The sequence below is a fragment of the Paenibacillus xylanivorans genome (assembly GCF_001280595.1).
GTDB lineage: Bacteria > Bacillota > Bacilli > Paenibacillales > Paenibacillaceae > Paenibacillus > Paenibacillus xylanivorans.
In genome coordinates, this window is sequence record NZ_LITU01000070.1 from 559,515 (window position 1) to 584,318 (window position 24,804).

25 protein-coding genes and 1 riboswitch are annotated in these 24,804 nt (G+C 48.6%); all 25 genes read left to right on the forward strand.

The window, feature by feature from the left end:
* The first annotated feature begins 276 nt into the window (after positions 1-276).
* The 25 genes from AMS66_RS22200 to AMS66_RS22320 all read left to right on the forward strand — a co-directional run bounded on the left by AMS66_RS22200 (position 277) and on the right by AMS66_RS22320 (position 24,793).
* Positions 277-1,425 carry an L-threonylcarbamoyladenylate synthase gene (locus AMS66_RS22200; RefSeq protein WP_407944567.1) on the forward strand — a complete coding sequence of 383 codons (1,149 nt, stop codon included), beginning with the start codon at positions 277-279 and terminating at the stop codon, positions 1,423-1,425.
* A gap of 170 nt (positions 1,426-1,595) precedes the next feature.
* Positions 1,596-2,156 (forward strand): manganese efflux pump MntP, encoded by a 561-nt coding sequence (locus AMS66_RS22205; RefSeq protein ID WP_053782838.1) that lies wholly within the window; start codon positions 1,596-1,598, stop codon positions 2,154-2,156.
* Positions 2,157-2,280: 124 nt separating this feature from the next.
* A complete protein-coding gene (locus AMS66_RS22210; RefSeq protein WP_053782839.1) occupies positions 2,281-2,853 on the forward strand; it encodes a low molecular weight protein arginine phosphatase in 573 nt (190 codons plus the stop codon).
* Positions 2,854-3,021: 168 nt separating this feature from the next.
* Positions 3,022-3,103: riboswitch (ZMP/ZTP riboswitch) on the forward strand.
* Between the two features lie 138 nt (positions 3,104-3,241).
* Positions 3,242-3,835, forward strand: a complete 594-nt coding sequence (locus AMS66_RS22215) for a TIGR01440 family protein (RefSeq protein WP_053782840.1) — start codon at positions 3,242-3,244, stop codon at positions 3,833-3,835.
* A 44-nt stretch (positions 3,836-3,879) separates the two neighbouring features.
* Entirely contained in the window at positions 3,880-5,127 is a 1,248-nt protein-coding gene (locus AMS66_RS22220) for a serine hydroxymethyltransferase (RefSeq protein WP_181014147.1), read from the forward strand.
* A 425-nt stretch (positions 5,128-5,552) separates the two neighbouring features.
* Positions 5,553-6,182 carry a uracil phosphoribosyltransferase gene (gene upp / locus AMS66_RS22225; RefSeq protein ID WP_053782842.1) on the forward strand — a complete coding sequence of 210 codons (630 nt, stop codon included), beginning with the start codon at positions 5,553-5,555 and terminating at the stop codon, positions 6,180-6,182.
* 38 nt (positions 6,183-6,220) lie between these two features.
* The gene (wecB, locus tag AMS66_RS22230) at positions 6,221-7,378 is read left to right on the forward strand and encodes a non-hydrolyzing UDP-N-acetylglucosamine 2-epimerase (RefSeq protein WP_024632724.1); all 1,158 of its coding nucleotides are present in this window, start codon (positions 6,221-6,223) and stop codon (positions 7,376-7,378) included.
* A gap of 186 nt (positions 7,379-7,564) precedes the next feature.
* Positions 7,565-7,819, forward strand: a complete 255-nt coding sequence (locus AMS66_RS22235; protein WP_024632723.1) for an AtpZ/AtpI family protein — start codon at positions 7,565-7,567, stop codon at positions 7,817-7,819.
* Complete coding sequence (locus tag AMS66_RS22240; protein WP_053782843.1) at positions 7,812-8,189, forward strand: ATP synthase subunit I; 378 nt, start codon at positions 7,812-7,814, stop codon at positions 8,187-8,189. Before AMS66_RS22235 ends, AMS66_RS22240 begins: the two co-directional genes overlap by 8 nt.
* A gap of 45 nt (positions 8,190-8,234) precedes the next feature.
* Positions 8,235-9,053: a F0F1 ATP synthase subunit A gene (gene atpB, locus AMS66_RS22245; RefSeq protein WP_053782844.1), complete on the forward strand. Its 819-nt coding sequence runs from the start codon at positions 8,235-8,237 to the stop codon at positions 9,051-9,053.
* Between the two features lie 78 nt (positions 9,054-9,131).
* Positions 9,132-9,356, forward strand: coding sequence for a F0F1 ATP synthase subunit C (gene atpE / locus AMS66_RS22250; protein WP_017691934.1), 225 nt, complete (start codon positions 9,132-9,134; stop codon positions 9,354-9,356).
* 114 nt (positions 9,357-9,470) lie between these two features.
* Complete coding sequence (gene atpF, locus AMS66_RS22255) at positions 9,471-9,959, forward strand: F0F1 ATP synthase subunit B (RefSeq protein ID WP_053782845.1); 489 nt, start codon at positions 9,471-9,473, stop codon at positions 9,957-9,959.
* On the forward strand, positions 9,956-10,504 hold the full coding sequence (locus AMS66_RS22260) for a F0F1 ATP synthase subunit delta (protein ID WP_053782846.1): 549 nt from the start codon (positions 9,956-9,958) through the stop codon (positions 10,502-10,504). Before atpF ends, AMS66_RS22260 begins: the two co-directional genes overlap by 4 nt.
* Before the next feature lie 16 nt (positions 10,505-10,520).
* Positions 10,521-12,035 (forward strand): F0F1 ATP synthase subunit alpha, encoded by a 1,515-nt coding sequence (gene atpA, locus AMS66_RS22265; protein WP_024632718.1) that lies wholly within the window; start codon positions 10,521-10,523, stop codon positions 12,033-12,035.
* 209 nt (positions 12,036-12,244) lie between these two features.
* Entirely contained in the window at positions 12,245-13,117 is an 873-nt protein-coding gene (atpG, locus tag AMS66_RS22270) for an ATP synthase F1 subunit gamma (RefSeq protein WP_053782847.1), read from the forward strand.
* A 96-nt stretch (positions 13,118-13,213) separates the two neighbouring features.
* Positions 13,214-14,617: a F0F1 ATP synthase subunit beta gene (gene atpD / locus AMS66_RS22275; RefSeq protein WP_024632716.1), complete on the forward strand. Its 1,404-nt coding sequence runs from the start codon at positions 13,214-13,216 to the stop codon at positions 14,615-14,617.
* Between the two features lie 59 nt (positions 14,618-14,676).
* On the forward strand, positions 14,677-15,081 hold the full coding sequence (locus tag AMS66_RS22280) for a F0F1 ATP synthase subunit epsilon (RefSeq protein ID WP_053782848.1): 405 nt from the start codon (positions 14,677-14,679) through the stop codon (positions 15,079-15,081).
* Positions 15,082-15,683: 602 nt separating this feature from the next.
* On the forward strand, positions 15,684-15,941 hold the full coding sequence (locus AMS66_RS22285; RefSeq protein WP_053782849.1) for a DUF1146 family protein: 258 nt from the start codon (positions 15,684-15,686) through the stop codon (positions 15,939-15,941).
* Between the two features lie 520 nt (positions 15,942-16,461).
* Positions 16,462-17,808 (forward strand): UDP-N-acetylglucosamine 1-carboxyvinyltransferase, encoded by a 1,347-nt coding sequence (gene murA, locus AMS66_RS22290; RefSeq protein ID WP_082350839.1) that lies wholly within the window; start codon positions 16,462-16,464, stop codon positions 17,806-17,808.
* A 458-nt stretch (positions 17,809-18,266) separates the two neighbouring features.
* Complete coding sequence (gene spoIID, locus AMS66_RS22295; protein WP_053782851.1) at positions 18,267-19,613, forward strand: stage II sporulation protein D; 1,347 nt, start codon at positions 18,267-18,269, stop codon at positions 19,611-19,613.
* Positions 19,614-20,138: 525 nt separating this feature from the next.
* The gene (locus tag AMS66_RS22300) at positions 20,139-20,876 is read left to right on the forward strand and encodes a M23 family metallopeptidase (RefSeq protein WP_053782852.1); all 738 of its coding nucleotides are present in this window, start codon (positions 20,139-20,141) and stop codon (positions 20,874-20,876) included.
* A 171-nt stretch (positions 20,877-21,047) separates the two neighbouring features.
* Positions 21,048-21,335 (forward strand): sporulation transcriptional regulator SpoIIID, encoded by a 288-nt coding sequence (spoIIID, locus tag AMS66_RS22305; RefSeq protein WP_024632710.1) that lies wholly within the window; start codon positions 21,048-21,050, stop codon positions 21,333-21,335.
* Between the two features lie 219 nt (positions 21,336-21,554).
* Positions 21,555-22,553, forward strand: coding sequence for a rod shape-determining protein (gene mreB, locus AMS66_RS22310; protein WP_053782853.1), 999 nt, complete (start codon positions 21,555-21,557; stop codon positions 22,551-22,553).
* 102 nt (positions 22,554-22,655) lie between these two features.
* Entirely contained in the window at positions 22,656-23,540 is an 885-nt protein-coding gene (locus AMS66_RS22315) for a flagellar hook-basal body protein (RefSeq protein ID WP_053782854.1), read from the forward strand.
* Between the two features lie 413 nt (positions 23,541-23,953).
* Positions 23,954-24,793 carry a flagellar hook-basal body protein gene (locus AMS66_RS22320; RefSeq protein ID WP_053782855.1) on the forward strand — a complete coding sequence of 280 codons (840 nt, stop codon included), beginning with the start codon at positions 23,954-23,956 and terminating at the stop codon, positions 24,791-24,793.
* Positions 24,794-24,804 lie beyond the last annotated feature (11 nt).

The window sequence follows — 24,804 nt, forward strand, 5'->3', positions numbered from 1 at the left end:
TGGATATAAGCTTTATCAGGGGACTTCGATTCAGGGAAGTGCCCTTTTGTTTTATTATGGGTTCGGGTCAAAGACCTCGTGATGTTAATCGCTGGGGAGAATCTGACCGCATCCTTGGGCAAAGCAGATATGTTATAATTATAGGAATCAGAAAACATAAGCGAAGAAGACATTGCGGAAACGGGATGTCTTGCATCAACTACCCTACTGAAGTTTAGGAATGATGGATATATGACGAGAGAGAACGAGCAATTGCATCAGTCTTCCATGAAAGGCATGGGGAACGATGAAAGTACAGAGGAAATGGTTACGAGTATGTGGAATGTCAATGTACTGGTAACCAATGAGAACACGGATGATGTGGCAAAAGGGATTGCGTATAAACAGGCCCTCGCTGACTTGCAGGATGCGGCAACCTGTCTTCGTCAAGGGCAGACCGTGGCATTCCCGACCGAGACGGTATACGGTCTGGGTGCAGATGCTCGCAATACAGCTGCGGTGGAAGCTGTATTTGCAGCCAAGGGGCGGCCTTCGGACAATCCGCTGATTGTGCATATTGCACAGCGTGACCAGTTGGATTCACTGGTCACGGAAGTGAATGGCACAGCGGAGGTGCTGATGACGGCCTTCTGGCCAGGGCCGCTTACGCTTGTGCTGCCGGTTAGGCGAGGGGCGGTATCCCCGCGGGTTACCGCCGGTTTGGACACGGTGGCCGTGCGGATGCCGGATCATCCGGTGGCCTTGCAGTTGATCGCGGCGGCGGAATGCCCGGTCGCCGCGCCGAGCGCCAACCGCTCCGGGCGGCCAAGCCCGACACTCGCAGCACATGTGCGCGAGGATCTGGCAGGCCGCATCGGCGGCATCGTGGACGGCGGCCCCACCGGGGTGGGCGTCGAGTCCACGGTGGTGCAGGTCGGTGACGACGGTACCGTCACCATCCTGCGCCCTGGCGGCATTACGGCGGAACAGTTGTCCGCCGTTGCCGCCCGTGTTGCCACGGACCCGGCGCTGCTCGCTGAGGGGCCCGGTGGCGATGACAGCCCGGCGCCGCGCTCGCCGGGCATGAAGTACACGCACTACGCGCCCACAGGTGCGCTGTGCGTGGTGGAGGGGCCGCCCGCAGCGGTGGCGGCCTGGATCTGCGCCGCCCTCGCAGAGGCGGCGCAGCGCGGGGAGCGCACCGCTGTGCTGGCGTTCGCCGAGCACGCGGAGCAGTACCGCGCCGATGCCGTGTTCTCGCTAGGCGAAGCCAGCGAGCTGGAGGAAGCAGCGCGCCGGCTGTACGCCGCGCTGCGCAGCTGCGATGAGCAGGGCGCCACATATATTGTGGCTGAAGCCTGCTCGCGCGAAGGGCTGGGAGCAGCCGTCATGAACCGGCTGCTCAAAGCGGCAGGTCACCGACTCATACAGGTCGGCAACCGATAGACTCTTTTCCACGGCTTCGTCAGGCATTTATTTTCTTAGCCCTTCTATACGCCACGACCAGCAATTCCTTTTTCTGAATGCCAGGAATGCAAAAAGTCTTCTCAGGTCATGTTTATGTCCTTGTCCGCATATGGTGTACAAGAACCTTTACGTGACTTGGGGGTATGGGGATGTGGGATGTGTCTGCCCATGTAGGGCAGTTGGTAACCATTTTGATTATGGCCGTCGCTCTCGGACTCGACGCGTTCTCACTTGGCATCGGGATTGGCATGAAGGGCATTCGTCTGAGAGACGTATTGCGAATCAGTACCGTAACGGCCCTGTTTCACATCATCATGCCGCTCATTGGCATGTATACGGGCAAATACGTCAGTTCCCTGCTTGGTGACATTACGTCGTATGCAGCTGGCGGTTTGCTTGTCCTGCTCGGCGCCCATATGATTTTGAACGCTTTCCGTGAGGGAGACACCAAACTGGTGGATCATCGATCCCTGCTCGGTGTAATACTGTTCTCACTGAGTGTCAGTGTGGACTCGTTCTCCGTTGGAGTCTCGCTTGGCATGTTCAGCAGTGATTTGGTGTTGACGGTGCTGGCTTTCGGCGTATGCGGTGGATTAATGTCCGTCATGGGGCTGCTGTTGGGACGGCGTGTGAGCCAGAACATGGGAGATTACGGGGAAGCGGTCGGCGGAGCGATCTTGCTCGCTTTTGGACTTTTGTTTATATTTTAAAATACAACGTTAACCATGATTACAGCCTAGTGCAGTCTTCAATATATAGGTATGAGGTTCATTAGATCGGATAGAGTTTTAAACATAATTCGACAACATTTGCAAAATGGGGAGGCTAACCACAATGAAACATATTTTGTTTGTATGTACAGGGAATACTTGCCGCAGCCCCATGGCGGAGGGACTTTTACGTAAACTGGCGTCTGAGCGGGGCATTCAAGTGGACGTTCGTTCCGCAGGTGTAGCCGCAACAACGGGCATGCCTATTTCCCGTCATGCAGAGGCCGTATTAAGGGATCACAACGTTGAGGGCCCACCTCATTCGACACTCCTTAGCTCGAATCTGGTTGGCTGGGCAGATCTGGTTCTTACGTTGACACGCAGTCATAAACAACATGTCATGCAGGTTTTTCCCGACTCGGTACACAAGACGTATACATTGAAAGAGTATGTGGAAAATGACGTGCAAGTCCTTAATGATGTTCAGGAACTGGACAGCCTGTTTGCGACATTGGAGATGAAACGTGCGCTCGGTCAGGAGATTTTGGCGTCTGAACGTGAGCGGGCGATCGAGATTAGACAGCGCATTCCGAGCTTTGACATTTCGGACCCTTTTGGCGGCAGTCGCGACGATTACAACATAGCTGCGGCAGAGATTCGGACCGCGCTCGATAGACTTTTGGACAAGTTGGATTAATTTGATTCGTTTTTTATGCTTATTGGATTCATACGGTTGCGCACGACTTGATCTTGTTTCTTTTAAACATTCGCATCTACCGATTGAATTTCCATATTAATACGGACATGGGATGTAAATTAGGCGTTGATTTTAAACGCAGGTTGTTTTATGATGAAAGGGAAAACAGGGATCCGGTGTAACTGGCGACGAAGTGGGCACAACCACAATGGAGCACCGGAACAAACGGCCGGTCGCCTGGGCAAAAGAGCAATTCTGCGTTACCCGCAGACTGCTCTTTTTTTCGTCTTTCATCTGATTATTCGCTATAATAGTACCTGAAATGCCATGCAAGAATACGAAGGGCACCAAGAGGAAGCCGGGCATGATTTTATCGGGAGGCGATAGGATGACTATTGAGTTAGATTCGGAACAACCCGGATTGCATGAACAGACCGCATCCATTCTGCGTGAACTGGCGCTTGCCGGACAACTTGGACCTGGACAGATCGTTGTGATCGGTACAAGTACAAGTGAAGTCGCAGGCCAACGGATTGGTACAAGCGGTGCGATTGAAGTGGCGCAGCAGCTTCTTGCGGGTATACGCGAGGTGCAGCAGGAGTTCGGTTTTGATGTTGTATTCCAATGCTGTGAGCATCTGAACCGTGCACTGGTTATGGAGCGTTCTCTGCTTACACGTCTTGGATTGACTGAAGTTGGTGCAGTACCTGTGCCCAAAGCAGGTGGTTCCATGGCATCCGCAGCGTATCGCTCGCTGACCGATCCATGCCTGGCTGAACATGTGCAGGCCCATGCGGGACTGGATATTGGCGAGACGATGATTGGCATGCACTTGCGGCATGTGGCAGTACCTTTCCGAACAGCACTCCGTTACATCGGTGATGCACGTGTAACTACAGCATTAACCCGTCCCAAGTTGGTTGGCGGCGAACGCGCAGTGTATCGTATGGAAGAACAACCGGATTCGACATTTTGTGACTAATTTTTATTCAACCAATTCACTTATAAACTGGGAGGAATTTAATCATGGAACAATTGCGCAAGAATGACCCGGCAGTACTGGAAGCGATGAATCTTGAATTGAAACGTCAACAGAACAACATCGAGCTGATCGCGTCCGAGAACATCGTAAGCGAAGCGGTAATCGAAGCAATGGGATCTGTACTTACGAACAAATACGCTGAAGGATATCCAGGCAAACGTTACTACGGTGGTTGTGAGCATGTCGATATCGTTGAAGATATCGCTCGTGATCGTGCCAAAGAACTGTTTGGAGCAGAACATGTGAATGTTCAACCTCACTCCGGTGCACAAGCGAACATGGCAGTATACCTTGCGGCTTTGAAACCAGGTGATACAGTACTTGGCATGAACCTTGCGCATGGTGGACACCTCACACATGGTAGCCCGGTTAATGCTTCCGGTTTGCTGTACAATTTCGTGGCTTATGGTGTACAAGAAGATACGTTCCTGATTGATTATGATGAAGTGCGCAAAGCTGCATTTAAACATCGCCCACGCATGATCGTTGCAGGTGCGAGTGCATATCCGCGTATCATTGATTTTGAAAAGCTTGCTTCCATCGCCAATGATGTGGGTGCTTTGTTTATGGTGGATATGGCCCACATCGCAGGACTGGTTGCTGCAGGCTTGCATCCAAGCCCGGTTCCACATGCGCATTTCGTAACAACAACTACACACAAAACGCTGCGTGGACCTCGTGGTGGTATGATTATGTGCCGCAAAGCATGGGCAGCAGCGATTGATAAAGCGGTATTCCCAGGTTCCCAAGGTGGACCTCTGATGCACGTGATTGCTTCCAAAGCCGTAGCGTTCGGTGAAGCACTGCAACCTTCGTTCAAAACGTATGCACAAAATGTGGTGAAAAATGCACAGGTTCTTGCTGAAACGCTGATTGCTGAAGGATTGAACATCGTATCCGGCGGTACAGACAACCACTTGATGCTGATCGACACACGCAGCGTGAATATTACAGGTAAGGAAGCCGAGCATGTACTCGATTCCATCGGTATTACCGTGAACAAAAATGCAATTCCGTTCGACCCGACCAGCCCGTTTGTAACAAGTGGTATCCGGATCGGTACACCTGCGGCGACTTCCCGTGGTATGAACGAAGAGGCTATGGTAGCTATTGGTAAGATCATTGCCAAAACATTGAAAAATCCTAAAGATGCAGCGAAATTGGACGAAGCCCGTGCAGAAGTAACGGCGCTTACGGATCAATTCCCGCTCTATACTGACCTTAAATACTAAAAAACATTGCACGTGCTGTTTGTATTTGAGGTGTTCTTAATGTAAACACTCAGACGGAGCAGACAGAATGAAGACGGAGAAGCGTAGCGTTCGCCTTTATCCCCGGATTTTCCCCTTAATAAGGGAGTTCAAAAAAATCCGGGGATAACAGCGATCGAAGGGTCATTCTGTTTGCGGAGCATCGCTGTGTTTACATGCATTTGATCATCTCAACGACATAACATCACGAGCAAACAGGACCGGAAGACTCATTTTTCCGGTCCTATTTTTATAGGATTCGGTTTTCTGTAATGATTAGGTGCCCTTTGATGGTGTAATTCGGTGTAGGTGATGATATAATATACAGGATTTATCGGGCCTATGAATGATGATTAGGCATATTTGGTAATGCTGAACATGAAGAACATACCGGAGGGACAAATTAGATGGGAAAATTAGTAATATGTGATCACCCTTTGATTCAACACAAACTGACGTTTATACGCGATATGCGTACGAATACGAAAGATTTTCGAGAATTGGTGGATGAAGTAGCAACGTTGATGGCTTATGAGATTACAAGAGATGTTGAGCTGGAGACTATTGATGTACAAACCCCTGTAGCTGAAACACAAGGCAAAGTCATTTCCGGACGTATGCTCGGACTGGTGCCGATTCTGCGTGCAGGACTCGGAATGCTCGATGGCGTTGTGAAATTGTTGCCAGCGGCAAAAGTTGGACATGTTGGTCTGTTCCGTGATCCGGAAACACTGCAACCGGTAGAATACTACACCAAACTGCCTACAGACGTGACAGAGCGTCAATTGATTGTGATTGATCCGATGCTCGCGACTGGCGGTTCGGCAATTGCAGCCATTGACGTGCTCAAAAAACGTGGTTGTACCCAAATCAAGATGATGAATTTGGTTGCAGCACCGGAAGGGGTAAAAGCTGTACAGGATGCACATCCCGATGTGGATATCTATGTAGCAGCACTGGACGATCGTCTGGATGATCACGGCTATATCGTTCCCGGACTGGGAGATGCAGGAGACCGTCTGTACGGCACTAAATAAGCATATTGCATGCTGAATAGAAAAGGGGCTTTGCTTCAATGTCCAAGAAAATTAAAGTCATGACGATATTCGGGGTGCGCCCGGAAGCCATTAAGATGGCTCCGCTTATTTTGGAACTGCAGAAACATCCCGAATCTATTGAATCGATCGTTTGCGTTACTGCACAGCATCGTCAGATGCTGGATCAGGTTCTTGAAGTATTCGATATTCATCCGGACTACGATCTCGATGTGATGAAAGACCGCCAGACGCTGAATGAAATTACAATTCGTGTGCTGGGAGGTCTGGAGCCGGTTTTGCGTGAAGCAAAGCCGGATATCGTGTTGGTTCACGGTGATACGTTGACAACGTTTGTAGCCAGCTATGCTGCGTTCCTGCAACAGATTCAGGTGGGGCATGTGGAAGCGGGCCTCCGGACGTGGAATAAGCTCTCTCCATACCCGGAAGAAATGAACCGCCAGTTAACCGGAGTGCTTGCTGACTTGCATTTCGCGCCTACGGACTGGTCGTCTTCCAACCTTGCCAAAGAAAATAAACCGGAGTCTAGTACGTATGTCACAGGCAACACGGTAACAGATGTGTTTCAATATACAGTACGGCAGGATTACACACATCCGGTACTCGATTGGGCACAGGGCAAGCGTCTTGTGTTGATGACAGCTCACCGCCGTGAATCCCAAGGCGAGCCTCACCGTAACATTTTCCAGGCTGTCAAACGGATTGCCGACGAGTTTGAGGATATTGCCATCGTGTACCCGGTGCATCCAAGTCCTGCTGTGAAGGAGCCGGCTCACGCGATTTTGGGGAATCACCCCCGTATTCAACTTATTGATCCACTAGACGTGGTGGATTTGCATAACTTTTACCCGCATACGCACTTGATTCTGACAGATTCAGGCGGTTTGCAGGAAGAAGCGCCTTCGTTTGGTGTGCCTGTTCTCGTCCTTCGGGATACAACGGAGCGTCCGGAGGGAATCGAGGCTGGAACACTGGAGTTGGTGGGTACCGAAGAGGAACGTGTATATGAGCGGACCAGAGCTCTGCTTACAGACGAAACACTGTATGCAAGCATGAGCCAAGCTGCCAATCCGTATGGTGATGGACATGCTTCGGAAAGAATTGTCAATGCGATTTTGCATCATTTTGGTGTGAATAGTGAACGTCCGGAATCATTTCACAGAAAATTCAAAAAATAATTCATTTTTTCTGATGGATTAATAAAGGGTACAGCATACAGTTAAACTGTACGGTTTACGCGGGTTTATGGGCTCTGATGGCCTGTAATCCCGTCGTTTCCCCCTTTAAAACGCTAAAATCATTCAATTGACAAAGGCTCTCATCATTCAGTAAAATTAACTGGGATTGCAAGGGTGGCGTGGAAAATGGCCGATTCGAACAAACCAAATTCATCCCGTAACCATGATGATAATGTGTGGAAAGCAATGGGGCTCGTTACAGCTTTTGGAATCGAGATTGCCATTCTCGCTGTTGCCGGATATTACGCTGGCTCCTGGTTGGACAAGACCATTGGAGGTAACGGAATATGGATCGCCGTAAGCGTTCTCTTTTTCTTGGCGGCAGGCGGCGTAAGCATCTACTTTATCGCGAAAAAATTCATGGGGGAAAGTGATGAGTGAACTAACCAGATACCGCAGAATGATGACTGTTTTCATCATGTACTTTCTTATGATTTGTTTTCTCGCAGCGGCCTTTATGCCACGTGTGGAGACAATTGCTTTGGGACTGGCCCTGGGTACAGGAATTAGCTGGATCAATGCATTTTACCTGGGCTACAAAGTAAGGAAAATGTCGGATGATGCGGCAGAAGGTAACTTGAAGCGTGTGAACCTGGGATTTTTGACAAGAGCGGCACTCGCAGTGCTCGGTATCTTCATATCGATGCGCTTTCCGCAGTACTTCAATACATATGCGGTTGCAGGCGGTCTGGTCATTGCACAATTTTCCTTACTGATTATAGGGATCGTCTATTCCCGCAAAGCAGAATGATGTTAGGTGCTGCAGCTTTCAAGTCGAGAAAGGGGTGAGAAAAATATGCATGAAGCTCCAATTATTATGCTTGGCGGATTTCGACTGGATCTATCGGTTCTGTTGATGCTGGTTGTTACAGGTGCACTTGTTTTTATTTTTGCTGTACTGGCAACACGGAGATTATCTGTTGAAAATCCCGGCAAGCTGCAAAATTTTATGGAGTGGGCAGTAGAATTCGTCCGCAATCTGATTTCCAGCACGATGGACATGAAGAAAGGGAAACATTTTATCTCTCTCGCTCTTTCCATGATTATGTTCATTTTTGTAGGCAACATGCTCGGTCTTCCGTTTCAGGCGGTTACTGAAGTTACGGAGGTTAGTCAGGCGCAGGTGTTCAATCAACCGATTGTCACTGCTGTTGATGCCTTTAACGAAGCGCATGCCAAGGACCCTGAAGCACATCCACACGTTGAGCTGGCTTGGTGGAAATCACCGACAGCTGACTTGTCTGTAACGATGGGATTGGCACTCGTAGCATTCCTGGTGTCTCATGGACTCGGATTGTTCCGTAACACAAGAGGTTATCTCCAACATTATCTTAAACCGTTCGCCTTGTTCTTGCCGATCAACCTGATCGAGACGGCATCCAAGCTGCTAACACACGGAATGCGTTTGTTCGCGAATATTTTTGCGGGCGAGGTACTGATTACAACGATCCTGAAGCTGACCACATTCAAAGTGTTTGGCGCCATTGCAGCAATTCCGTTGCTTATGGCTTGGCAGGGCTTTAGTATCTTTATCGGCGCAATCCAGGCATTTGTTTTTGTAATCTTGATGATGGTGTACATTTCACAAAGCATCGAGACGCATGACGAACATTAAGTTTCAAGCCCTACGAAGATTTCTTCACCAGGCTGAACAATAAAAAATTCGATTTAACATTTTAAGGAGGATATACAAATGGGAGCAATGGCATTAATCGCAGCAGCAATTGTTGCAGGACTGGGCGCGTTTGGCGCAGGTATTGGTAACGGTATGGTAATCAGCAAAACGGTGGAAGGGATTGCCCGTCAACCGGAAGCAAAATCCACTCTTCAAACAACAATGTTTATCGGTGTAGGTCTGATCGAGGTATTGCCGATCATCGGTGTGGTATTGGCGTTCATGTTCTACGGTATGGCTTAATTAAATCGATACAGGTTTGGCGGGGAAGGCCATAGCCATCCGCGCCTTCTTTTTAGGTAATGTCCGTTCTAACGGATGACGTTTCAAGGATACCTCCAGGAAGGAGTGAACAGATTGAGTTTCATATGGGAAAATACGATTCTTGCGATGATTGCATTTTTAATTTTATATTGGCTGCTTAGCCGTTATGCTTTCGGTCCTTTGTTCTCCATTATGGAAAAACGTCGTGAACTCGTGATGACGCAGATGAATGAGGCTGCTCAGACTCGGGAACAGGCCATTGCCTATGTGGAGGAACAAAAACAAGCTTTGGAGCAAGCGCGCAAAGATGCTTACGACATCATTGAACAGTCCAAACAAACAGGCGGCAAACAAGCCGAATCCATTCTGGCTGATGCGAAAGCGGAAGCTAATCGTCTCAAAGACGATGCTGTACGTGAGATCGAGAGCGAGAAGAACAAAGCAGTTGCAGCGCTTCGCAGCGAACTGGGTACTGCTTCCGTGCAAATCGCTTCCAAATTGATCAAAAAAGAAGTTGAGAACGGTCCTGCACAAGAGGAACTTGTGAACCAATACCTCAATGAGGTAGGAGGCCGACAATGAGCCGCGATACGATAGTTGCCAAGCGTTATGCGAAAGCATTGTTCGAAGTTGCTCTTCAGCAACAGCAGGTACTTGAAGTTGAACAGGAACTGCGTGTGGTTGTTAGTGCATTGACCGGGGATGCTGATATCGAAAAATTTATCGTATCTCCGAACATCTCTGATGAAGCGAAGCAGAATGTGCTTCACTCAAGCCTTGATGGCAAGGTATCCGAGCCTGTCCTTCGCACCGTCCTGCTCTTGATTGAGCGCGGACGCGTTGAATTGCTGGAAGCTTTGCTGAATGATTATCTGAAGATCCAAGGCGAGTCGCTCGGCATAGCTGATGCGCGCGTCTACTCAACTTATGCATTGAATGATGAAGAAAAAGAAGCGGTAGCCCGTGAATTCGGTGGCCGTGTGAATAAAAAGATTCGTATCGAGAATATTGTTGATCCGACTCTGCTGGGCGGATTGAAGGTCGCCATTGGCGATACGATCTATGACGGCAGCTTGGCTGGCAAGCTCGAACGTCTTGAGCAGTCTTTTAACAGACGAGTACAGTAGATTGGGGTGAGGACACTTGAGTATCAAACCAGAAGAAATCAGTACATTAATTAAGAGCCAAATCGAACAATACAAGACCGATATCGATGTAGTCGAAGTCGGGACGGTTATTGAAGTCGGTGACGGTATCGCTCGTGTATACGGACTTGAGAATGTAATGTCCAATGAGTTGGTTGAATTCCCAAGCGGTGTTATGGGACTCGCCATGAACGTGGAAGAGAGCAATGTCGGTGTCGTTATCCTGGGACCTTACTATGATATTCGTGAAGGCGACCAAGTAAAACGTACCGGTCAAATCATGCAAGTGCCAGTTGGCGAAGCATTGATTGGACGCGTTGTTAATCCGCTCGGTATTCCTGTTGATGGCAAAGGGCCGATCGCAACAACGGAATTCCGTCCGGTTGAAGGTAAAGCACCAGGCGTAATGGATCGTAAATCGGTTCATGAGCCGATGCAAACAGGAATCAAAGCAATTGATGCCATGGTTCCAATCGGTCGTGGACAACGTGAGTTGATCATCGGTGACCGTCAAACAGGTAAAACATCGATCGCGATCGATGCCATCCTGAACCAAAAAGGCAGCGGCATGAAATGTATCTATGTTGCGATCGGTCAAAAACAATCTACAGTTGCACAGGTCGTAGAAACTCTTCGTCGTAAAGGCGCAATGGAGTACACGATTGTGGTAACTGCAGCAGCATCCGATCCATCACCACTCTTGTACATCGCGCCGTATTCCGGCTGTTCGATGGGTGAGTACTTTATGTACAAAGGTGAGCACGTTCTGGTCATTTATGATGACTTGACCAAACAAGCTTCCGCATACCGTGAGCTCTCCTTGCTGCTTCGTCGTCCTCCGGGCCGTGAAGCATACCCAGGTGACGTTTTCTATCTGCACTCCCGTTTGCTGGAGCGTGCTGCGAAGCTGAATGATGAACTTGGTGGTGGTTCTTTAACCGCACTGCCGTTTATTGAAACACAAGCTTCCGACGTATCTGCTTACATCCCGACGAACGTAATCTCCATTACGGACGGACAAATCTTCCTAGAAGCTGACCTGTTCAATGCTGGACAACGTCCGGCGATCAACGTAGGTATTTCCGTATCCCGGGTTGGTGGTTCTGCTCAGATCAAAGCGATGAAAAAGGTTGCAGGTTCCCTGCGTCTCGACCTCGCTCAATATCGTGAGCTTCAAGCGTTCTCCCAGTTCGGTTCCGATCTGGACAAAGCGACTCAGGCCCGCCTGAATCGTGGTGCTCGTATGATGGAAATCCTGAAGCAGGGCGTGAATCAGCCTCTGCCTGTAGAACAACAGGTAGTCAGCTTGTACACAGCGGTTAAAGGATTCCTGGATGAAATCCCTACAGGTGATGTGACTCGTTTTGAACACGAATTCCTCGCGTTCATGGAGAGCAGCCATCCTGAGATTCTTCAATCCATCCGTGATACCAAAGAATTGACTGCAGACAATGAGAATGCGCTGAAGGGCGCTATCGAGAAGTTCAGAAAGAGCTTTGCTGTCTCCGTCTAAATAGATGATATGCAGCTGCGGAGTTGTTTAACCGATTCCGCATGTCTGCATGCAAAACTTTGATTCTGTCAAAGTTTCAATATGCTTACGAAGTCACTTTGACGTTGTCAAAGTGAGATTATGCTTACGATGTAGTTTTGACTCTGTCAAAACTAGTGAATGCTTACGAAGTAACTTTGACGTTGTCAAAGTTTTGAGGTGGTGAAATCATGGCAAAAGGCATGCGCGAAATAAAGCGGCAAATTAAAAGCGTACAAAGCACCAAGCAGATCACCAAAGCAATGGAGATGGTAGCTGCCGCAAAACTGCGCAAAGCGCAGGAGAAAGCTGAGGCAGCCCGTCCTTATTCGGAGAAACTGAAAGAAGTTGTGGCTAGTATTGCTTCAAGCACGCAAGGAATCCAACATCCGATGCTGGAGAGCCGTCCGGTTAAAAAGACAGCATATCTGATTATTACATCGGACCGCGGTCTTGCGGGCGGATACAATGCCAACGTTTTGCGTCAGGTCAATCTGACGCTCAAAGAGCGCCACAACTCTCAGGATGACTACGAATTGTTCGTCATTGGGCGTAAAGGACGCGATTATTTCAGACGGCGCGAAATTGCGATGGCATCCGTTACAACGGATCTATCCGATTCACCATCATTTGCAGATATCAAATCCATTGCACACGAGGCTGTTCATGGGTTTGAGCTGGCTAAATTTGATGAATTGTACATTTGTTATAACCGCTTTGTGAATGCGTTGACCCAGATTCCTACGGTAGAGCGCCTTCTTCCGATGGAAACACCTGAGGTAACTGCTGCAGAAGGACCGACGGCAAGCTACGAATATGAGCCTTCAGCGGAAGCTGTACTGGAAGTTTTGCTACCTCGTTATGCGGAAACGCTGATCTATGGTGCACTTCTGAACGGTAAGGCGAGTGAGCTGGGAGCGAAAATGACTGCGATGGGTAATGCAACCAAAAATGCATCCAAACTCATTAACGACTTGTCATTGACGTACAACCGAGCCCGTCAAGCGGCGATTACGCAGGAGATTACGGAAATTGTGGCAGGTGCCAACGCAGCACAAGGCTAACCGTTTTTTATTAATGAAGGCTTGCAGTGCAGAGATAAAAGAGAACGGAACATTATTTCTGCAAAACTAGCAGGCTTGTAGGAGGGGAACGTTAAGATGAACAAAGGACGCGTTGTGAGCATCATGGGTCCGGTTGTTGACGTCGAGTTTGATCGCGGCGGTCTGCCGGAAATCCTCAATGCCATTACGATCACTACAGTAAGCGAAAGCGGCGTAAGTGTGAATCTTACACTCGAAGCTTCCAAGCATCTGGGTGACAACCGGGTACGTTGTATCGCGATGTCCTCCACGGACGGACTCGTTCGTGGTATGGAAGCCGTAGATACAGGAGCTCCAATCTCTGTACCTGTCGGGGAAGCAACACTGGGTCGTGTATTTAACGTACTCGGCGAAGCTATTGATACTGGCGGCACTGTAGCTGCTGCACATAAAAATCCGATTCACCGCTCGGCTCCTGCATTTGATGAACTGACTACCCAGGCTGAAATGCTGGAGACAGGAATCAAAGTTATCGACTTGCTGGCTCCTTACGCCAAAGGTGGTAAAATCGGTCTCTTCGGTGGTGCCGGTGTAGGTAAAACCGTAACGATTCAGGAATTGATCAACAACATCGCACAAGAACACGGTGGTATCTCCGTATTCGCCGGTGTTGGTGAGCGTACGCGTGAAGGTAATGACTTGTATCACGAGATGAGTGATTCCGGCGTTATCAACAAAACAGCGATGGTCTTCGGACAAATGAACGAGCCTCCAGGCGCACGTCTTCGTGTAGCCCTCACAGGTCTGACGATGGCGGAATACTTCCGTGATGAAGAAGGCCGTGACGTGTTGCTCTTTATCGATAACATCTTCCGTTTCACCCAAGCAGGTTCAGAAGTATCTGCCTTGCTCGGACGTATGCCTTCCGCGGTAGGTTACCAACCAACGCTGGCAACGGAAATGGGTCAACTGCAAGAACGTATCACTTCGACTAAAAAAGGTTCTGTAACATCCATCCAGGCTATCTATGTTCCTGCGGATGACTATACTGACCCCGCTCCAGCAACGACGTTTGCCCACTTGGATGCAACGACAAACCTGGAACGTAAAATTTCCGAGATGGGTATCTACCCTGCGGTAGATCCGCTGGCATCCAGCTCACGGATCTTGTCCCCTGAAGTTGTAGGAGAAGAGCATTACAACGTAGCTCAAGGCGTTAAACGCATCTTGGCGCGTTATAATGAGTTGCAGGATATTATTGCGATTCTGGGTATGGACGAGCTGAGTGAGGAAGACAGAGCACTCGTTTACCGTGCTCGTAAAATTCAACGTTTCTTGTCCCAGCCATTCCACGTTGCTGAAGCATTTAACGGTATTCCGGGTAAATACGTTCCGGTTAAAGAAACGGTGCGCAGCTTTAAAGAAATTCTCGAAGGCAAGCACGACGATCTTCCGGAAGCAGCTTTCCTCTTCGTGGGTACGATTGAAGAGGCAGTGGAGAAAGCCAAAACACTGGTATAATCTGAATCCAGGATTGTCCTTATGAAGCGAGCTATCGGATAGTTTCAGGAGGGATGGAATTGAGCACCTTTTTGTTGGAAATTGTAACGCCTGAGCGTCTGGTATATTCAGAACAAGTGGATAGTATCACAGCTCGTGGCATTGAAGGGGAGCTGGGCATTCTGCCAGGTCATATCCCTATGGTTACACCTTTGCAAATCGCACCAATCTATATCAAAAACGGAAAAGAGAACAAGCGCGTCGCTATTGGTGGCGGGTTTATCGAAGTCCGTAAGGATAAGGTTGTTGTGCTTGCAGAGAGTGCCGAATTCCCGGAAAGCATTGACGTGGACCGTGCGCGTGCAGCGAAAGAGCGGGCAGAACGCCGGCTCGGCAGCCAAAGCAATCAGGACCATTTTGATCACCGCCGGGCAGAGATTGCTCTGCAAAAAGCGGTTAACCGGATCAACGTATACGGTAAATAAACTGTTCATTGGAGCCTGGCGGCTTAGTCTGCCGGGCTTTTTTGAGTTTTCTGAGCGTTATTTTTCCAGTTACAGTAAAATATATGGACGCAATCTTCAGCTGAAGCACGAAATTTAACGGCAAATAAAGTTAATTGTATTCACCGTTTATGGGCAGTTGAATAGAATGTAGGACTAAAGTCGTGGCGATAATGATCACTGATGGAACCATTTTTAACGACGGAAATCCAAATTATTTCCGAGGAAATGACAGGATCGATATCGAAATAACGCTCTTTTATGTCGTTTTAGTCACAAAATCCCGGCATTTTGAATTTAAAATATGATCTAAGTGGAAATCAATGTAATTGACAATGTATGATGAAAGAGCCTATATTCCATAGAGTCAGCAGATGCAGGAAGCTGCGTTGATGAATTCCATAGTCATTCACAGCCAGATTGTTGCTGCTCCATGATTGGGCATCCAGATTTCCTGCATAGCAGGAGTAATTCTGACAGTAGGCTCAGTGCGTTGTGTTCAAGTCAATCCATTGTTCTAACAAGTTATGGATGCCAGGCATAATTATGCTGATCGCTGCAACAAATGTGGAGGTAATGAATATATGGATACTGACCTGACGAATCAGTTGAACCAGACATTAAGTACGAATGGCTTAGTCTCAATTATCGTCTCTCTTTTATGTATAGCGTTGGCGTGGTGGGCTTTGCAGAATCTCAAGCTGGATTTAATCATCAGGCAGCCACGAGGAGCACAGGGAAGACTGTTACACTTATTGTTGGCCATTATACTTGGGCACGCTGTTTCAGGCTTTGTCATTGACTATTTGTCATGGACACAAATGTTGCGCTATTTGTTTTAATGTTGAGATGGTTGGTTAATCATCTGTTAGGTTCTTCAAGCAGTTCAATGTCGAATAACATCGATTAATTGTGTTAACAATTAGAGTATGAGTTGTCGGCACAGGAATTAAGAAAAAAGTGTGACGTGTAATTGGATGAATTTGAGATGTTTTATGTAAAAATGCTTGTATCGTACAATTCAACAATGTTATGATGGAAGTTAGGGAATTCACAATTGTTCACTTATTTTGTGGTTATAAACGGGATATCCGGTTGAATCCGGCTAATAATCATCCCAATCTGTCTGTTCAGATGCTTGCTGGCCTGTAAGGCATTACATTTACAAGTCGGAAGGCATTATGCAATGCACGTGGTATCATCGATATGGATTATAAACCAATTCTTTTCTGAATAGACATCAAGGGCATTATTTGCCAGGCTATGTCGAAATTCCACACACAGCAACAGTCTTTTCTATTACAGAAGGGCTCACGTATTCCGGAATGAAGAAAAGGGAATAAAAGCGCGGAGGGAACCATGATGAGCAAATTTATCGTCCGCGGTGGCAAAAGGTTGACCGGAAGTGTCAAAGTTAGCGGCGCTAAAAATTCTGTTCTTCCGATCATCGCTGCCTCTCTCTTAGGGGAAGAAGGACAAAGCGTTATTATTGACGCTCCTCCTCTAGACGATGTGATGACGATTAACAAGGTGTTGGAATCGCTGGGAGCGGGTGTTACATACCGGGACGAAGTGATTACCGTAAATGCGGAGAAACTTACTTCCTGTGAGGCACCGTATGAATGGGTAAGTAAAATGCGGGCGTCTTTTCTGGTCATGGGGCCATTGTTGACGCGTATGGGTCATACAAGAATTTCGCTTCCTGGTGGATGTGCCATCGGTACACGGCCTATTGATCAGCATTTGAAAGGTTTTGAAGCCATGGGCGCTGAGATCAGCTTGGGCCAAGGCTATATAGAAGCTCGCAGCCAAGGACGGTTGCGTGGCGCGAAAATTTATCTGGATGTGGCTTCCGTAGGTGCCACTCAAAATATTATGATGGCCGCAACATTGGCTGAAGGTGTAACTGTTCTGGAGAACGCGGCAAAAGAGCCAGAGATCGTGGATCTTGCCAATTTCCTGAATGGAATGGGTGCCAAAGTGCGGGGAGCCGGAACAGGAGTCATCCGCATCGAAGGTGTGGAGAAACTGTCTGGCGTGAAGCACACCGTAATTCCGGATCGGGTTGAGGCAGGTACCTATATGGCTGCTGCTGCAATCTCCGGTGGTGATGTGTATATCGAAGGTGCGATTTCCGACCATTTGGGTTCTGTTATTGCGAAGATGGAAGAGATGGGTGTAACGATTCATCCTGACGAGAATGGCGTTCGTGTTATTGCGGATCGTCCGCTCAAGGCCGTGGATGTGAAAACATTACCATACCCAGGTTTCCCTACTGATATGCAATCCCAAATGATGGCGCTCTTGCTTGCCTCTGAAGGTACCTCTGTTGTAACAGAGACTGTTTTTGAAAATCGCTTCATGCATGTGGATGAATTCCAGTTGATGAATGCGGAGATCAAAGTTGAAGGACGCTCGTCCATCATCACAGGCAATGCCAAGCTGAAGGGTGCCAAAGTAACAGCTACCGATTTGCGTGCGGGTGCCGCACTCATTATTGCGGGTCTTGTTGCTGAAGGTACAACAGAAGTAGGCGGTGTTCATCACATCGACCGTGGCTACGTCCATCTCGCTGAGAAGCTTAACGGACTCGGAGCCGATATTTATCGTATTTCGGTTGAAGAGCCTAAGCTGGATGCAGTTAAAGCATCGAATGAAAAAGTCGGGGAAGAAGTACCTCTTTTCAAAGTACAACCGACCTGGGCTTAACGTAGACTAGGACCATGGTCGTTGCTCTTCGTAGTATCAATCACATATCAGTGTGAATTGCGGTTACGAGAGCAGGGCTCCTGTCAAATAATTTATCAAAAGCTAAGCCATCTGGCTTGGCTTTTTTTGTGTTCAACAATTAACGCAATCAGTACCTGATTCTATTAATAGCTGGTCCTAACTTATATAGCATAACATCATATTCTGTACCCATTCTGAACAGAATGAAAGAGCATGTTTTTGCGGGAGTGATGGTGCCCTATGCAACGGAATACCGCGACAGATCAACATTTTTCAATAATACATATCAGGAGTAAGTTAGAAATCACCACATGTGGAATGCCATCGTTTCTCTTAAATCAGGTTCTATCAGATCGGGCCAGCTCATACCCTAAACTATGGATTTGAACAAAGGACCGGCGCTTGACCGGCCATGGACAACGGAGGGTTATATCAAAATGAAAGAAGCCCGCGTGCAGGTTAAGGTACCTCTTGTCCCTCGTCCACAAGTGAAGGAGCCAGAGGAGAATGCTGGTTTCGGTGTGGAGAAAGACAAGCTTGCTTCAACGAACATCAGAACTGTTCCAGAAGAGACTACACCAACATCTCCTAGACGGCCTGGCCCGAAACAGGAGTCAGCCGGGCCAGCTGCAATGCGGATACACATGCCTGTCATTGAATTGGACCAGTTTCGTCGTGTGAAGCGGCGCCGAATGCGTACGTTCGGCCGAGGCCGCAGATGGGGAAAGAGCAACACTCGCTGGCAGCCGGCAGCGGCTGTATCGGCCGTACTGGCGCTTGCGCTGTTAATCCCCGCCATTCTAGTATGGCCACGGACGGATGACCCTGTTAAACCGATCCCAGTCCCACCAGGTACAGGCAGTGTCACGACTCCAGCACCTTCTCCAGCTGTGCCCGTTACTTACCCTGAACCTAAAGTAAGGGTATACCTGTCTGCTACCGCTACGACGATGAATCTTCCCCTTGAAGATTATGTTACGGGAGTGATCGCTGCCGAGATGCCAGCTGAGTTCAGATTGGAAGCTCTGAAAGCGCAGGCCATTGCTGCAAGGACATTTATCGTGAGGAGGCTGGCAGCCAATGATACAAGCGGTGTACCTTCAGGAGAAGCTGATGTAACGGATACCGTGAGTCATCAGGTGTTTATACCACCAGAACAAGTGAAAGTGGACTGGACGCGCCTGGGGAAAGCAAAGGAATGGGAGAAGCTGCAACAGGCTGTCCGCGAAAGCAGAGATGCTGTCATGACATATCAGGGCAAAGCGATTACTGCTTCCTTTTTCTCTACAAGTAATGGGTATACGGAAAATGCAGAGGATGTATGGGGCAACCCTGTACCTTATTTGCAAAGTGTAGCGAGTCCGTGGGATAAAAACCTGGCTCCGGGTTTTGAGGAAACGATCACGATGAAGCGCAGTGAGATTCTCCAAAAGTTGAATCTGGGGGCGAGCTCCATCCCGGTTACCGCCCAGCAGAATGGCTCATGGATGGAAGTGTTATCTACTACGAAGGGTCATCGAATCAAGGAAATACAGATTGCAGGGAAAACGTTTAGCGGGCCAGAGGTTCGAAAGCTGCTTGGGCTGAGATCCAGCCAGTTCAGTTGGAAGACAGACGGGGACAAGGTCAAGCTTACAACCTATGGATACGGTCATGGAGTCGGAATGAGCCAGTGGGGGGCCAACGGCATGGCACAGGAGGGTCACACCGCGACCCAGATTCTCAAACACTACTACACCGGCATCTCCTTCGGACAGGCATCCAAGATGCTGGCATCGAAGTAGAAACACTGGAACGAATGGATAAGGATAACAGCAGCAGGTGAACAGTGATCTGTTCAGGCTCCCCTTCTTCCCGGCTTGGAGGGCTAAAGAATCTCAGACGTCTTATAATCGCCTATATAGCTAATCTCAACCTACCTATAATCACTTTAAATTGATTTCACCAACACATTTCATAGAAGGGTTGGCTTATTACAGCCAATCCAGGTTCTCTACCAATCACCCCTCGGGGCTTTCACGACTTGGCTATATATGCGGAGAGTGTCGAGCGTATGGAGAGCGGAGGGGACAGAAAAGGCCTGTAGAAACGAAGTGTCCGCCTTTACTACCGGATTTCACCTTTGAAGAAGGTGATAGAAGAAATCTGGGAGTAACAGCCGGTCGAAAGATTTTCTGGCCCCGAAGCGGCGCACGCACTGAGCACATTCCCGCATATATAGCACTCTTTGAAAGCTCTGTGAAAATAATTAGAGTCGCGCGTGTATAAAAGAGTTGCACCCGGTAACACTTGTTACTGAGGTGATCAAGATGAATGAACAAAACAAAAAAACAGTCCAAGAAGAAACTCCTAAAACAACTCAAGGAGTACCGGCTAGCCAGCCCTCTTCATGGAAAAGAGCAATGTCCAAACGTTGGGTCTTCCCGGCAGCCTACATCGCAGCAGCAGGCATTATACTAACCTTAGTGTGGGTCTATCAGGGCACAGGCGAAAAAACGCTGAACTCGGATCCTACGAGTGGGGTAGTAGAAACAGGTGCATCGGGTACAGAAGGAACAGCAGTAAACGGAGAACAGGAAAGTGTGGAAGTTGTTGCAAAGTCGGAGAATTTCGTATGGCCGGTAGCGGTTCCTTCAGAAGTTTCGGTAGTAAAACCTTTCTATGACAACGAAGCTTCAACCGAGGAACATGAAGCGGCGATGGTGCAGTACAATGACACATTCATTCCGAACACGGGTGTAGATCTGGCACGGGGTGATAACAAAACGTTCGAAGTCAAAGCAGCACTCGGCGGAAAAGTGACCCGGGTCGAACAAAACCCGCTGACAGGTCAAGTTGTGGAAATCACACATAGTGATAACCTCAAGACCGTATACCAAAGCTTAGCTGACGTCAAAGTAAAACAGGATGATGAAGTGAAGCAAGGAGATGCAATTGCATCGGCCGGCGTCAATGAATTGGAAAAAACGCTGGGTAACCACCTTCACTTTGAAGTTTACGAAGACGGACAACCGGTTAACCCACAAGGATATCTTCCGGAAAAATAAATGATTTTTACCGCAGGAACATGACGGGCAGAGGGGATTCTCCTCTGCTCTTTTTGTGCTTTTCAGAAAATAATGGGACCTTCGAAGCTTGTCACACTGTTAAACCGCGAATATATAGGCATGCTCCTCATATAATGTACCAAACTATCCACACAGTAGGGAGGCGGGAGCGTGCACGATTACATCAAGGAACGGACCATAAAAATTGGTCGCTGCATTGTTGAGACGAGGAATACGGTCCGTACCATTGCCAAGGAATTCGGCGTGTCAAAGAGTACTGTGCATAAGGATCTGACGGAGCGTCTGCCGGAAATTAACCCTGATCTTGCTGACCAGGTGAAACACATTTTGGAGTATCACAAGTCCATCCGTCATTTGCGGGGCGGTGAAGCGACCAAAATCAAATACAAAAAAACAAGCGGTAAAAAACGCGAGGTGCTGGCTTCGGCTAAATCGTAAGGACCTGCGGAAAGACGTAGGCCAAAAAGCTCACACATGCATTGAATCCCTCCCCTGAAGTATGATATGTTAAAAGCTGGTACAGGATCGAATTATGACATCTTATCAGCCCGATTTTTACATATATATGTTGCACTTTGTCGAACGAGCGGTGACGTGATAAGGGACTCTTTTTCACAGGATACGCTGACCAAATAATATCACTTTGGGGGCTCTTTTATGTTTAGCAAGGATATCGGTATTGATCTTGGCACGGCGAACGTGCTTATTCACGTGAAAGGAAGTGGGGTCGTCCTCGATGAACCTTCCGTCGTGACCATTGAAAGCGATACGAAGCGGGTCCTTGCTGTTGGGGAAGAAGCGCGTCGTATGGTGGGGCGTACTCCAGGTAACATTGTTGCCATTAGACCGCTGCGTGACGGTGTTATTGCGGACTTTGAGATTACGGAAGCAATGCTTAGACATTTCATTAATCGTGTGGGAGCAAGAAGCTGGTACAGCCACCCGCGTATTTTGATTTGTGCGCCAACCAACATTACTTCCGTGGAGCAGAAGGCTATCCGCGAGGCTGCTGAGCGCAGCGGTGCCAAAGAAGTATTTCTGGAAGAAGAGCCGAAAGCGGCAGCGATCGGTGCGGGAATGGATATTTTTCAGCCGAGCGGCAATATGGTCGTGGATATCGGCGGCGGAACGACTAACGTTGCAGTCCTGTCTATGGGCGACGTAGTCACCGCCTCTTCTATTAAAGTTGCAGGGGACAAGTTCGACGAAGCGATTACTAAATTTATCAAAGCCAAATACAAGCTCATGATTGGTGAACGTACAGCCGAAGACCTCAAGATTGCGATTGGTTCCGTTCATCCGGGTGGGCGTCAAACGGAGATGGACATTCGTGGTCGGGATATGGTATCCGGTCTGCCTGTTACCGTAACGGTGTCGGGAAATGAAGTGCAGGAAGCGCTATGGGATTCCGTGCAATCCATCATCGTTGCCGCCAAGTCGGTATTGGAGCGGACGCCACCGGAATTGTCGGCGGACATTATTGATCGAGGTGTCGTGTTGACAGGCGGGGGTGCTTTGCTGAACGGATTGGATGAACTTTTGTCCAATGAATTACATGTACCGGTATGGGTTGCAGAGGATCCGATGCATTGTGTCGTCAAAGGTACAGGCATTATGTTGAATAATTTGGATCAGGTGGTTAAGAAAAAGTTCTAATCTGCCGATATAAAAAGCAAAGGTTCGCCCATGCTCGGGAGAAGAACGGACAAGCAGTTATCCTGTTATGCAGGACAAGCGCTTGAGGAGAGGGGTTAATACATGTTAAGAGGTCTGTACACCGCTACCGCGGGAATGATTACGCAGCAACGCCGCCATGACACCGCAACACAGAATATCGTAAATATGAACACAACGGGATATAAACAAGTGAACAGCGTAAGCCGTTCTTTCCCGGAAATGCTCATTACGTTGGTAGGCGGAGATGCCAATCTTCCGACGAAGCGTTTGGGCAAGCTGAACACGGGTGTGTTCGCGGAAGAAAGTTTGTCCATGAATTTGCAGGGAGCCATTATGGAGAGTGGTCAAAAAAGCGATTTTGCCATTTCGTCCAATCTGGCCGTGAATGATCCACAGACAGGGCAACCTGTCCCGTTTGATGGTTCAGGCAAATTTGTACGGGCTGATGGCACGGTAGCCTACCAGCCTCAAGCGTATTTTACGGTACAGGATGCAGAAGGCAACACAAGATATACGCGTGATGGTCACTTCGAGGTTACAGGAACTGGACAGCTCTTGAGCTCAACGGGTTCACAAGTGTTGGATAATAATGGACAACCCGTTGTGTTGACAGGTTCGGTAGACCAATTTAAAGTGGATGAGCAAGGTCGTCTTGTCAATGCAGAGACGGGTGCACCCACTGGTGTTACATTGGGAATCAGTGTCATTAATCAACCCAACCAACTGGTACGTCAGGGTGATGGCAATTTCAGCCTAAATGATCAGAATGGAGCAACGGCCCGGATGATGGCTGCAGGGGATAATGTGCAGATTCGTCAGGGCTACCTGGAAGGCTCGAATGTGGATGCATCACAGGCAACTGTAGATATGAATGCCGCATTCCGTGCATATGAAGCGAACCAGAAGGTCGTACAATTCTACGACCGCAGTCTGGATAAAGCCGTTAATGAAGTTGGGCGTGTATAACGCTATCATACCAATATAACCGCGTAGAGAAGAGCCAAACGCCCTTTGCGTAGCAAAGCAGAGAGGCTCACGCGAAGCGGAAAGCCTAAACGCAGCCGAGCTTATGCGAGGATTGCGCAGGAGTAAGCTAAGCGCAGCGACGGTGTCGACAGCCCTTTGCGAAGCAAAGCAGGGAGAGACCACGCGGAGCTGCCCGTCGCACAAAGAGCGTGCCCAGGAACGATTCAGCCATGTGAAATCATGGCGTGAATCGTTCCTGGGCAGTCGCGGCGCACACATACCACAGTCACTTAGCAAGATCGTACCCCACGCACCCACTCCGCCTGTTTCGGGAGTCCAGAGGGCAGCGCCATCTGGGGCCCTCCCTACCAGGGAGGGTTTGGGAGGGTGAAAACAGGGAGGGTAACCACCGTATGAATAATTCCATGATTAGTGCAATGGTCTCCATGACCGGAATACAGCAGCGTCTGGATGTCATTTCCGATAATATTGCCAACGTGAATACGGCAGGCTATAAGAGTAAGCAAGCAGCCTTCGAAGATGTGCTGACCCGAGTGCAGCAGCAGCCGGATAAGTACAAGCTGGATGGACGCTCGACCCCGATGGGATACAACCTCGGGTTTGGAGTACGTTTGGCGGATGTGACAAAGGATATGACTCAGGGTACGCTCAATGAGACGGGCAACCCTACCGATCTGGCGATTGAAGGCAATGCGATGTTTGCTGTTGAAGCAAATGGTGAGAAAATGTGGACACGTCAGGGTGCATTCCATTTTGTCCCTGATACAAGACCCAAAACGAATCCCAATGCGCCAGACATGATGGTATTGGTCAATGGCGATGGCCATTTTGCATTGGATCGTCAAGGTAATCGCATTACGGCACCGAATAATAGCAAGGTTGCTTTTGATGAAAAAGGTAATCTGTTGATCCGTCGTGGCAATGAAGCCAATGCAACGATTGGTGCCCAACTGCAACTGGTAGATATCGAGCGCCCGGAAGGGCTTGTGCAGTATGCGGATAACCTGTTTGGTCTGGATGCGGGTCTAACTGAGGATGATGTATTTGGAGCCAATGCAGCTACACGTGAAGCGACAGCGATGATTCGTGCAGGCTACATTGAACAATCCAACGTGGATTTGACACAAGAGATGGCTTTGCTGATGCAAGGACAGCGGACGTACCAACTGGCGGCACGTGCGCTGACATCCAGTGATTCCATGGCGGGTCTTGCCAACAATATGAGAGCATAAAAGGTGAATGT